13 protein-coding genes, 1 tRNA gene and 1 pseudogene are annotated in these 11,474 nt (G+C 38.4%); 12 read left to right on the top strand and 3 right to left on the bottom strand.

Annotated features, from left to right (window positions below; translation table 11 throughout):
- Positions 1-428: 428 nt before the first annotated feature.
- Both QNJ66_RS23915 and QNJ66_RS23910 read left to right on the top strand, forming a co-directional pair.
- Positions 429-632 carry a type II toxin-antitoxin system HicB family antitoxin gene (locus QNJ66_RS23915; protein ID WP_007305866.1) on the top strand — a complete coding sequence of 68 codons (204 nt, stop codon included), beginning with the start codon at positions 429-431 and terminating at the stop codon, positions 630-632.
- Complete coding sequence (locus QNJ66_RS23910; RefSeq protein WP_300511155.1) at positions 629-835, top strand: type II toxin-antitoxin system HicA family toxin; 207 nt, start codon at positions 629-631, stop codon at positions 833-835. The genes QNJ66_RS23915 and QNJ66_RS23910 overlap by 4 nt, the downstream gene beginning before the upstream one ends.
- A 19-nt stretch (positions 836-854) precedes the next feature.
- On the opposite strand, the gene QNJ66_RS23905 is transcribed toward QNJ66_RS23910, so the two are convergent.
- Positions 855-1,571 (bottom strand): Uma2 family endonuclease, encoded by a 717-nt coding sequence (locus QNJ66_RS23905; protein ID WP_300511154.1) that lies wholly within the window; start codon positions 1,569-1,571, stop codon positions 855-857.
- A 175-nt stretch (positions 1,572-1,746) separates the two neighbouring features.
- Here QNJ66_RS23905 and zwf point away from each other — a divergent pair, with 175 nt between their 5' ends.
- The 9 genes and pseudogenes from zwf to QNJ66_RS23860 all read left to right on the top strand — a co-directional run bounded on the left by zwf (position 1,747) and on the right by QNJ66_RS23860 (position 8,453).
- Positions 1,747-3,276 (top strand): glucose-6-phosphate dehydrogenase, encoded by a 1,530-nt coding sequence (gene zwf / locus QNJ66_RS23900; RefSeq protein WP_300511156.1) that lies wholly within the window; start codon positions 1,747-1,749, stop codon positions 3,274-3,276.
- Positions 3,277-3,375: 99 nt separating this feature from the next.
- Positions 3,376-4,746: a glucose-6-phosphate dehydrogenase assembly protein OpcA gene (gene opcA / locus QNJ66_RS23895; RefSeq protein ID WP_300511153.1), complete on the top strand. Its 1,371-nt coding sequence runs from the start codon at positions 3,376-3,378 to the stop codon at positions 4,744-4,746.
- A gap of 148 nt (positions 4,747-4,894) precedes the next feature.
- A complete protein-coding gene (locus QNJ66_RS23890; RefSeq protein WP_300511152.1) occupies positions 4,895-5,236 on the top strand; it encodes a hypothetical protein in 342 nt (113 codons plus the stop codon).
- A gap of 174 nt (positions 5,237-5,410) precedes the next feature.
- Complete coding sequence (locus QNJ66_RS23885) at positions 5,411-5,641, top strand: hypothetical protein (RefSeq protein ID WP_300511151.1); 231 nt, start codon at positions 5,411-5,413, stop codon at positions 5,639-5,641.
- Between the two features lie 310 nt (positions 5,642-5,951).
- Complete coding sequence (locus QNJ66_RS23880) at positions 5,952-6,140, top strand: hypothetical protein (protein WP_300511150.1); 189 nt, start codon at positions 5,952-5,954, stop codon at positions 6,138-6,140.
- Positions 6,137-6,319, top strand: coding sequence for a hypothetical protein (locus QNJ66_RS23875; protein ID WP_300511149.1), 183 nt, complete (start codon positions 6,137-6,139; stop codon positions 6,317-6,319). Before QNJ66_RS23880 ends, QNJ66_RS23875 begins: the two co-directional genes overlap by 4 nt.
- 285 nt (positions 6,320-6,604) lie before the next feature.
- A complete protein-coding gene (locus tag QNJ66_RS23870; RefSeq protein WP_300511148.1) occupies positions 6,605-7,873 on the top strand; it encodes a hypothetical protein in 1,269 nt (422 codons plus the stop codon).
- A gap of 185 nt (positions 7,874-8,058) precedes the next feature.
- A complete protein-coding gene (locus QNJ66_RS23865) occupies positions 8,059-8,271 on the top strand; it encodes a type II toxin-antitoxin system HicB family antitoxin (RefSeq protein WP_300511147.1) in 213 nt (70 codons plus the stop codon).
- Positions 8,268-8,453: pseudogene (locus QNJ66_RS23860) on the top strand (type II toxin-antitoxin system HicA family toxin). The gene QNJ66_RS23865 and the pseudogene QNJ66_RS23860 overlap by 4 nt, the downstream one beginning before the upstream one ends.
- A gap of 63 nt (positions 8,454-8,516) precedes the next feature.
- On the opposite strand, the gene QNJ66_RS23855 reads toward QNJ66_RS23860, so the two are convergent.
- Positions 8,517-8,589: transfer RNA gene (locus QNJ66_RS23855), tRNA-Phe, on the bottom strand.
- A 401-nt stretch (positions 8,590-8,990) separates the two neighbouring features.
- On the opposite strand from QNJ66_RS23855, the gene QNJ66_RS23850 reads away from it, so the two are divergent.
- Positions 8,991-10,058 (top strand): potassium channel protein, encoded by a 1,068-nt coding sequence (locus QNJ66_RS23850; RefSeq protein WP_300511146.1) that lies wholly within the window; start codon positions 8,991-8,993, stop codon positions 10,056-10,058.
- A gap of 60 nt (positions 10,059-10,118) precedes the next feature.
- Here the strand turns inward: QNJ66_RS23850 and QNJ66_RS23845 are convergent, their stop codons facing one another.
- Entirely contained in the window at positions 10,119-10,802 is a 684-nt protein-coding gene (locus tag QNJ66_RS23845; RefSeq protein ID WP_300511145.1) for a response regulator transcription factor, read from the bottom strand.
- Positions 10,803-11,474 lie beyond the last annotated feature (672 nt).

The following is an 11,474-nucleotide window of genomic DNA, read 5'->3' as shown; positions in this document are numbered from 1 at the left end:
CTGAACTTCCCCCCACGAAAAACGACAAAAGCCTTATCTAAAGGTAGTTGTAGCGATTTTTGTACTACCCGTTACTGGGTACAATCTCTCTGAAGATTATATGAAGTGGGTTTGAGTAAACTGCACCTATGTAGTTCAATAGTACAGCGATCGCTAAAATCTTGTCAACATATCTCTTTTGTGTCCATGTATGGACACAAAAGAGATGTAGGCTAAAAGCCTTTATAGATAGGGTTTTCAGTCAAAAGTAGTATATATATATGGGGGGAGTTCAGATTAATAACGATTTAAAACAATTAAATTGGTGTGTAGGGGTTAACGGTGGTTGACCCTTTTTTTTAGTTTATATTGCTATCTTTTTTTAATTGATATAAACTAGGTTAAATAAGATTCCTCGTTTCTCGGAATGAAAATTAAGGATACAAGCTATGCAAATTAAAGCTATTATTCATCCAGCAGAAGAGGGAGGATATTGGGCAGAAGTTCCTGCTCTCCCTGGTTGTATTACAGAAGGGGATAGTATGGAAGAAGTGATCAATAATCTTCAGGATGCTATACAAGGATGGTTAGAAGTTGCTAATGAAAGCAAAATCGTTGATGAAAAGTCACAAGTGATTGAAATTGCAATATGAAGTCTATTTCAGGTAAAAAACTTTGTAAAATTGTTGAGAAAAAAGGCTGGACTCTCAAAAAAATTACAGGAAGTCATCACATTTATGAAAAAACTGATGAAAACAAAATACTTTCTATTCCTGTTCATCGTAATCAAGACTTAAAAATAGGAACCTTAAAATCAATTATGAAAATTGCTAATTTGACAGACAATGATTTATAGTTTACTTTAATTTAGGGGGTCAAGAAATGTTGACCCCTAGATTAATTGATTCTTCCTCTAAATCAACTCCTAATTCTCGTAATTTTTGAGCTAATCTATCAGCCCTTTGTTTTTCAGATTCAGCCCTTTCTCTTTGTATTTCTATTTCTTGTTTTTCTTCTTCAATCTGCTGATTTAATTCTATAGAAGTTAAGAACTTTTTTCCATCGGGTCCATAGATTTCTAAACCTGAAGCATCAATAACAAAACGAATTCCTAAACGGGGACTAATCCAGTTATTGATAGGAATTATTTCTTTTAAATCTTCTACTTTTCTTTGCCATCCTTGAAAGCGTAACCTATCAGGAGCATAGAGATAATATTCTTCTACTCCATAACGGTCATAAAACTCCAATTTACGAGTCATTTCAGCTTTGGTATTACTGGGAGAAAGTATTTCAAAAACAACTTGTGGAGCAATATTTTCCTCTCTCCATTGTCGATAAGAACCCCGTCTTCCTTTTGGACGACCATAAGCTACCATAACATCAGGAGCAACAGGGCCCACTAAAGTAGATTTTAGGGGATACCAAAGTAAATCACCAGCAATAAAAACATTAGGATTATAAACAAAAATAATTTCTAAATTTTCTTTGATTTTAACAACCCATTCATATTGTTCTGTATTATCCGCCATAGGTTGACCATCACTATCAGGAAATAAGAGATCCTCATCAACATCTAAAAAACTAACCATGGTTTTTCAACTGTGCTTTTTACTAATTTTAGCTTAAAGAGGAATCACCTTTTCTAACAAGAGCAATTATTAGCAATTATCCATTGTCGAAAGCTTAATTTTGTGTAATAACTTACCTTCTCCCCATAAAGTTCTCGGTAAACTAGAGACTATTGAAGGAGCCAAAAAAAAGCCTATGGTAACGCTGTTAGAGAACCCATTCCGCGTTGGACTGCGCCAAGAAAGAACCCCAGAACCCTTAATACTGGTCATTTTTGGAGCATCTGGTGACCTTACCCAACGCAAACTTGTTCCTGCTCTCTACAAGATGAAGCTCGAACGCAGACTTCCCCCAGAATTAACTGTGGTTGGGGTTGCCCGTAGAGACTGGAGCCATGACTATTTTAGAGAAAAAATGCGTGAGGGGATCGAAGAATTCTCTGACGGCATTCAAAATGAAGAATTATGGAATGATTTCGCAGAAGGATTATACTATTGCTCAGGAAACATGGATGATCCTGAGAGTTATCAAAAATTAAAAGCCTTTTTAGAAGAATTAGACGGTAAAAGAGGCACCAGAGGTAACCGTGTCTTCTATCTCTCCGTATCTCCCAAGTTCTTCCCCCCAGGTATCAAACAGTTAGGGGCGGCCGGAATGTTAAGCGATCCCCTGAAACATCGCATCGTCATCGAGAAACCCTTCGGCAAAGACCTAAGTTCGGCACAAGTTCTTAACCGTGTTGTCCAGAATGTTTGCAAAGAAGAACAGGTTTATCGTATTGACCATTACTTAGGTAAAGAAACCGTTCAAAACCTGTTAGTATTCCGCTTTGCCAACGCTATTTTTGAACCCCTCTGGAACCGTCAATTTGTGGATCATGTCCAAATTACAGTAGCGGAAACCGTTGGGGTAGAAGATCGCGCCGGATACTATGACACCTCCGGTGCTTTACGAGATATGCTGCAAAACCACCTCATGCAGCTATTCTGTTTAACCGCAATGGAACCCCCCAATGCGCTGAATGCTGATAGTATTCGTAACGAGAAAGTTAAGGTACTACAAGCAACCCATCTCTTTGACGTTCATAACCTGGAAAAATCTGCCATTAGGGGACAATATAAAGCAGGATGGATGAAAGGGAAACCAGTCCCCGGCTATTTAGAAGAACCCGGTGTCGGGGAAAACTCCTCTACTCCTACTTATGTAGCCATGAAACTAATGGTAGATAACTGGCGTTGGAAAGGCGTTCCCTTCTATCTCAGAACTGGAAAACGTTTACCCAAAAAAGTAACAGAAATTTCTATCCAGTTCAAAGACGTACCCTTACTCATCTTCCAGTCAGCGGCACATCAAACCAACGCTAACGTTCTCAGTATGAGGATACAACCCAACGAAGGTATCGCCCTCAAGTTTGAAGCGAAAATGCCAGGGTCCGAACTAAGAACCCGTTCTGTGGAAATGGACTTTAACTACGGTTCATCCTTTGGAATGGCCAGTGCAGACGCTTATCACCGTCTCCTATTAGATGCCATGTTAGGGGATCAAACCCTATTTACTCGCGCCGATGAAGTAGAAGAAGCTTGGCGCGTGGTTACCCCGGTATTATCCGCCTGGGATGGACCAGCCGAACCCTATAGCGTCCCCCAATACGAAGCCGGAACCTGGGAACCCACCGAAGCGGAATTTTTAATGAACCGTGATGGCCGTCGTTGGAGACGCTTGTAGAAGTCAGAAGTCAGAAGTCAGAAGTTTGAAAAGACAGTTATTTTGGCTTCTACGACTTCATTAAATTAATTCTCAACTGCCCTAAATAACTAAACCATTATGACTACCCAAACTCCTCCCTTAGTCTCACTGCAAGACCCGAAAGATGTCTCTCTTGATGTCATTGAAGCAGAATTAAGCAGTATTTGGCAAAGTTACAGCGATAATGAAGATGGGATCGTTGCTACCCGCGCAACTTCTTTTACTTTCATTGTCTATGAACCCGAACCCACTCAACACCTATTAGCAGCTTTAGGGTTTTATACTGGCCCCGTTGATGGTATTGCCGGACCCCGTACCACCGCCGCCATTAAATCAGCACAAAAAGCTTATGATATGGAGGTGACAGGGAAATCTAACCAAGAATTTATTCATAAACTGCAAACCGAATTTGAACAGGCAAAAGCTAATGGCCAACTGAATGAAGAACAAAAGGTGGCCGCTGGTTCCTATAGTCCCGACTTAGAAGGCACCGGTTTAGCTGATAGTATCGCTGCATCTAACCCCTGTCGCATCATCACCCTCTGTCCTACTGTTGGAGAAGATGAAGGGGTCAAAGCACAAGTTTCTGCCTATTGTCCCATCAATAAACGCAGTCAAAACACCCTGGTTTGTTGCGAATATATCACCCTCACAGGAACTGCAGCAGCTTTAGAAAGAGTTGGTGGTATCATCTCAGAATTAACTATTAGTGGCCTGCCTACTTTTGTTTGGTGGAAAGCTAGTCCTGAACCCGAATATGGACTATTTAAACGCTTAGCGTCTCAAGGAGACACCTTATTAGTGGACTCCAGTACCTTTAGCGAACCACAAGACCAGTTATTACAACTGGCGCAGATGTTAGACCAGAATATCCCCTTAGCTGACTTAAACTGGGGAAGACTTAGCCCTTGGCAAGAATTAACTGCTGCTGCTTTTGACCCCCCAGAACGTCGTAATGCTGTGTTAGAGATCGACCGTGTTACCATCGACTATGAAAAGGGCAATGCAACCCAAGCCTTGATGTTCTTAGGATGGGTGGCCAGTCGTCTGCAATGGAAACCTGTGGGTTATGAACACGAGGAAGGAGACTATGATATCCGTCGCGTTAAGTTCCTCAACAATGAACAAAAGACCATCGAAGCCGAACTTGCAGGGGTTCCTGTGGCTGACTGGGGCGATGTTTTAGGGGACTTAATTAGTATTAAGTTGAGTTCTACTAATCTTCAAGCGGACTGTTGTACGGTGTTATGTTCTGGTACAACTGGATGTATGCGTATGGAAGCTTCTGGTGGTGCGCAAGCTTGTCGTATTGAACAAGTAACCTCTTTAGCTGACCAACAAACGGATCAATTGATTCAGAAACAGTTACAACGCTGGGGTGCAGATGCTTTGTATGAAGAAAGTATCGACGTGACAATGGGAATTCTTAAGTTAGCAGAGAATAACTAACTAGAATTGTCATTAGTTTTTAAGGCGAGTTTTAGGGTAATAGTTGCCTTAAAACTCGTTTTTTTGTTACAACAAACGAAAGGAAAGTAAAAAACTATGACTTTTTAGTAAATCTAATTAATAAGTAATCATGAAAAACATTCACCAGATGACAAGGCTATTTTTACCATTCGCTTTAGCCTTAAGCTTTAGTGCTGGAGAAGCTTTGGCCGGTCCAGTTCTCACCTACGACGTTTTTTTAAAAGAGGGTCTAGATAAAGAGGAATGTCGTTCAAAAGCACTTCAAGCAAATGATTTAGTCGTTGGGAAAAGAATAGTAGACGAATATGCTGATGCCATTTTTGGTGAGACTGGATCAATGACCACTTCAATATATTGCAAAGAGGTAGCTGGCAATAGGATTATTCTCACTGTGGTTGTTGCTGGTGGAAATACGGAAAATGCTAGATCCATACTAAATAGATTAATTCGCGCAATGAATCTCGATTAATAGTGCGATCGCCGATCTTGTAGGTTGGGTTAAGGGACGAAACCCAACAATCATAACTTTTTTCTGTATTTAATCAGGAAATTTGTGTTGATCAGAGAACTGGTAATGTTTATATATTGGCTGGGTATGATGAAGAGATAGAGTTTCAGATAACACCAAATGGAGAATTTGCTGATGAGTCAAATTAATTATGATGCAATGTCAACCACTGAGTTAAAACAATATTTTCTCAAGCATCGTGGAGATAATGCTGCATTTCAAGCTTACTTAGATAGGATTAATCAACGTCCCCTTAAAATTATAGCCAGTCCTGATGATCCTGATTTTGATGAAAAGGTTCAAGCAGCAATTCGCCAAAAGTTGGAAACAGCAAGGAATAAGAGTAGCAAGGGATCTAATACTTAAAATAGGGTGCAAAATACGATAGTGTAATCCAGCAAATATTTACTAATTAATTGATAAGTTTAATGGTGGATTACGTTTCTCTAATCCACCCGAAACACCATTAAATATCAATCTTTGTGTTAAACTGTAAATAATGAATAGTGCGATCGACGATCTTGTAGGTTGGGTTAAGGGACGAAACCCAACAATCATAACTTTTTTGTGTATTTAATGAATAAGCAATGAATAGCGATCGCTTTTTTTATACGGTGTATTAAATGTAACCTACATCAGCTATTATTAAGTAGAAGCTTCATAAATTAACAAACTTATGAATCCAACTGATCGACAAGCGCAGGGATTATATCGGTTATGTTATCGTCTAACTAATGCTATTTATCCTGAATGGAAATATCGCAATATAGAATTAGTAAGAATAGATGAAAGAACAGGAAATTTGTATGTATTGGCTGGAGAATTAGACTTTGAAATCAAACCAACAGGAGGATATGAACCATGAATCCAATTGACTATAATGCTTTAAGCTTAAATGAACTCCGACAATATGTCCTAACCCATCGAGAAGATACCAAGGCATTTTATACTTATATTGATCGCTCAAAAAGTGAAGGAAGAATGATTACTGTTGATTTAGAGGATAATCATTGGGAAGAGAAAATTACACAAAGCGATCGCTGACCTTCTAGGGTGTATTAACGATAGAGATCTCCGATCTTGTAGGTTGGGTCAAGGGACGAAACCCAACAATCATAACTTTTTTGTGTATTCTTTTCATTATTTTTTAAGACGAGTTGTAGGATGATATTTGCCTTGAAACTCGTTTATAATTTTATTAAATTTATTTTCCACTTTCTTAAACAATGGATCAAGCTCATGATTAAAAAATACCTACTTATCTTATTAATAATATTATCCACCTCTGTGACTAATAGTTCCTGTCAATTGAGAAAAAAGTCAATAATATTGGAAAACGAAACTACAATCAATATTAGTAAGTTTGAGAATCTAGGTAAACTAGCTTTTGTCTGGTCAGGAATATTATACACAGTAAATGGAGAGTCTCAAAAATTAGAAAAAATCAATGATACAGGCAGCGTCTTTGGTGAACTACTATGGTCTCATAATGGTGAATGGTTGTTATATAAATTCAGTGAAGAAAAACTAAAAGAAAACCACTATCCTAAAACTGTCAGTCTTAATCTTGTAAAAAGTGACAGAACAAAGATGTATACTTTAAAAGAATTTGATAGTGTTTTTGTTAAAATCTTACCCTCACCAAATCAGGATATTGTTGCTTTTTCGGAGGACAATACCTATGAGTTATGGATATCAAAATTTGATGGTAGTCCAGAAAAGTTAGTTTTGCCTAATTATCATGCGGTTCAGGATTTTCAATTTACTCAGGATGGTGATCTACTAATCCTTGCTTCTTTAGCAACCGATAACTTTCCCAATGTTTACGATAATGCTTCTTGGCCTATATTTATTTATAAATATTCTATAGAATCAGGAGAGTTTACTAATATCTCTGAGGTCAACTATCGGTTAAACAGCGGATTATTTGCCGTCTGGCCGGACGATAAAGGGCTAATTTTTTATTCAACAAATACTCCTAACAACGCTTCTCACCAAGGTTACTCCCTGGATAGTTTTGAATTCACCAATAAAAAGATAAATTCTCTTGCTGATCCTGAAGGAATTAATAGGATTGGTGTTGGTTTTATGGATGAGTTCAAATGGCATCCGATTGATTCAAATAAATTCATTACTACAGCAGGGACGTATCGCTATTTTTCAGAAACTGCAAAAATATTAATCTGTGATATTTTAACGCAATGTTCAAAAGTTCTAGAAACAAATGATCAAGTTTCATTAGATCCAGTTTGGTCTCCCGATGGCAATAAAATTGCTTTTGTTAGAGCAAAAGCTATAAGTGACGAGTATTTACTTTCTGAAATGCCTGAAAAGTGGATGGCTACCCATACACTATGGATTGCTGATTCTGATGGAAAAAATGCAAAAAGACTTGATATGCAGAATTCTGGAATTCAAAATCCTATTTGGACTACTGATGGACAAAACATAATATATCTTCACAATGGTGATATGGTAATTAGAACAGTTGATGTAGAAAAAGATGCAAGTGTGCTTATTGATTTTCCTTCTGATAAACTTGGAGAATATCTTTACTCTCGTTCAGCAACTTATTCATTTTCTTGGCATTTAGAGTAGTGCGATCGCTAATCTTGTAGGGTTCATTAACCCTACTGTTAATGCACCAAATGTTTACTAATTAATTGATAAGTTGAAGGGTAGATTATGTTTTTCTAATCCACCCGAAACACCATTAAATATCAATCTTTGTGTTAAACTGTAAATAATCAATAGTTTGGCTATTTATATCAAAAATAAGATTTATGGAAAATAAATATACAGCAATTATAAAAAAAGATGGTGACTGGTGGATTGGATGGATTGAAGAAATCAAAGGTGTAAATGCCCAAGAATCCACAAAAGAAGAACTTATTAAAAGTCTAAAAGAAGCTCTTAAGGATATTTTAGAATTAAATCGAGAAGAAGCTCGCACAGAAGCAAGAGAAAACTACGAAGAAGTTATGATTAGCCTATGAAGCGAAATGATTTAATTCGCCATCTTAAACAAAATCAATGCGAGTTAATCCGTGAAGGATCTCGACATTCGATTTAGTCGAACCCAGAAACCAAAGAAAAAAGTGCTGTTCCTCGTCATCGAGAAATTAATGATATCTTAGCCAAGAAGATTTGTAAGGATCTTGGTATTCCATCGATTTAATCAAACTTTAAACAAAGTTATCACTGATCCAGTCGGGTGAATCACACTACTGTTATACAAGGATGCCAGGAGGCGGACTTGAACCGCCGACACGAGGATTTTCAGTCCTCTGCTCTACCAACTGAGCTATCCCGGCTAAAACACTGCTTTATTCAGTGCTTAACAAGCATAACAAATATTTGTGAGTAATGCAAGAGGTTATCTAAAATTTTTTGATCTTATGTCAGAAGGTAGGAGGCAACCCACCCCTAACCCCTCCCAGGAGGAGAAGGTAGGAGATAAAAACCTTGCTACCATTAGGTTTGATATCAGCAGAAAGACTTAAGACATGGGCTTGATTCTGTTCAGTTATAATGATTGTTGACACTGTAACCGGAGTCCTGGACGCAACACTCAAGATAGATTTAAAGCACGTCGATTCCTCAGTACGGGCTTTAGTGATAATTCCCTAAAATGTAGCAGGATCTTCAAGGAATCAGTTTAACGTCGAAATTACTCAATAATTCCAGGTAACTCTTCTAAAAAAGAACAATTTATATGACTTTATATTCTTTTGAAGAAAAATATCGACGTTTACGACAAGAATTACTCGGTGGGGCGATGGCATTAGCTGGCGTTTTTTGCTTGGGAACCTTTTGGTATTATGTCATCGAAAAATGGTCATTTACCGAAGCGGCCTATATGACGATGATTACCCTGTCTACTGTTGGGTTTTCAGAAGTCAAGCCTCTCGATAATGACTCCCGACTGTTCACCATTGTTTTAATTTTGTTAGGAGTTATTACAATTGGTTATATTGTCAATCGCTTAACCGAGGCTTTAATTCAAGGTTATTTTCAAGAGGGAATTAGACAACGACAGGAGAGACGCTTGATAGACACTCTAGAACATCATTGTATCGTCTGTGGCTACGGACGCACTGCCAGACAAGTGGCTTTAGAATTTACGGCTGAGGACGTTCCTTTTGTGATTATTGACTCTCGACCCGAACAAGTGGAAGAAGCCAAACAGTTAGGCTATATCGTTATCCAGGGAGACGCAACCCTAGATGAATGTTTGATCAATGCCAAAATTGATAAAGCGGTATGTTTAGTATCTGCTTTAACCTCCGATGCAGAAAACCTTTACACTGTTCTCTCCGCTAAAACCCTGAACCCGAAGGTTCGAGCGATCGCCCGTGCGAGTACAGAGGAAGCGGTATTAAAACTACAACGGGCAGGAGCCGATGCTGTGGTATCTCCCTATATTACTGGGGGAAAACGTTTGGCTGCTGCTGCTTTAAGACCCCAGGTGATGGATTTTGTGGATGGGATTTTGACGGGAAGCGATCGCACTTTTTATATGGAGGAATTTCTGCTTGATCCTAAGTTTTGTCCTTGTGTGGGGCAAACCCTCAGCGAAGCTAGATTAAGATTACAGTCAGGGGCTTTGGTTTTGGCTATTCGTCGGTCTGATGGCACTTTATTAGCGGGGCCGACGGGAGAGACTGAATTGATGGCCGGAGATTTGTTAATTTGTATGGGAACCCCCGAACAATTACGAAAACTCAATCAAATTTTAGGTCCTATTACCCCTTCTCCTGCTTTGCGACCTCCTCGACATTGAGTTCGGAGTTCGGAGTTCGGAGTTCGGAGTTTTTATTTTGTCATTTTATTTTGTCACAACTCAGGTGACTAAATGATGATCGAAAGCAAAACGAACTAATTCAGCACGGTTGCTGGTATCAGTTTTCCTTAGTAAACTACTCACGTATTTTTCAATAGTACGGGGACTTAAATGGAGTCTTTGACCAATTTCTCCATTGGAGAGTCCCATAGTTAACAAGTCGAGGACTTCGCTTTCTCGTCGGGTTAATTCTACTAACTCCATTTCTGCTTGAATGGAGATTTTAGCTGCTTGTTGTTGTTGTTGAGGGTGTTGAGGGGTGTCTTGCTGAGGGGACTTCTTCTGGGAAAAATGCCATTCTGATTGAATAATTTGCGATCGCTCTAATAAGTTGCGGATAACTGCTTTTAACTCGTCCATTTCAAAGGGTTTGGGTAAATATACATCACAACCAACTTGATACCCTTGAATACGACTTTCTGTATTACCACACTCGGTTAGAAAGACCACGGGAAGTAAACGAAATTCGGGCAGTTGACGAAGTTCTTTTACTAAGGTATATCCGTCCTTTCGTGGCATCTTAATATCTGAGATTAATAAATGGGGACGATAAGTTTGAACTAAGGAAAAGGCATCTTCTCCGTTTTGGGCGGTTATGCAGCCATAACCGTGCATTTCTAAATAGTCTTTAACAGCGACACGAATCCCTAGATCGTCATCGGCGACTAAAATCAGTAACGGCATAAATTGAGTTCTTATGTCTCTATACACATAATAGCATTTTTTTGCATACTGTCACATTTTTAAATAGTTTGGTTACAATTATTATTATTTTATAAAGCAAGATAATTTAATGCAAATTATTATTAATTTCTGAAACTAGCCATTTTCTTTCTTGTCGGGTTAATAATAATTCTAAATAATAGAGCATTTCTCATACTTGTGAGGTAGAAAATTTCTTAGTTTTGCGAGTTTGGAGTTCGGGGGAAAACATTGTAGCTCATGATAGTGAGAAACGCGATAATATTATTTTCTAGTTCCTATAAATGATGATTTTATGTAAAATAATCTTAAATAAAAAGTCCCACTATTCTAGCTAATACTTTGCGAAAAAACACACAAAATTATAAAAAAATAGCCACATTTTCAAAATAATGTAGCTATCTTAATGAAGTTTTTATAAAATATCGGCAGAAGTCATTAACTATCAATTATACTTCTGTTCATCTCCTCTTCCCCTCCTGAGAGGGGTTAGGGGTGGGTAAGGTTAGAGGTAGTTTGGTGAACTACCCCAACTAATTGCAAGCAATATAGTTGGGGCTTCCAGATTCATTGGGATGCGCTTTTTATCTCGAAAGATAACGAGTCTTACCTTCCCTCCACTGGCAGCCGCCCTGGTTCCCAAGGCAGATTACT

The organism is Crocosphaera sp. (genome assembly GCF_030064895.1).
GTDB lineage: Bacteria > Cyanobacteriota > Cyanobacteriia > Cyanobacteriales > Microcystaceae > Crocosphaera.
This window is presented reverse-complemented; position numbering and strand designations above follow the sequence as displayed.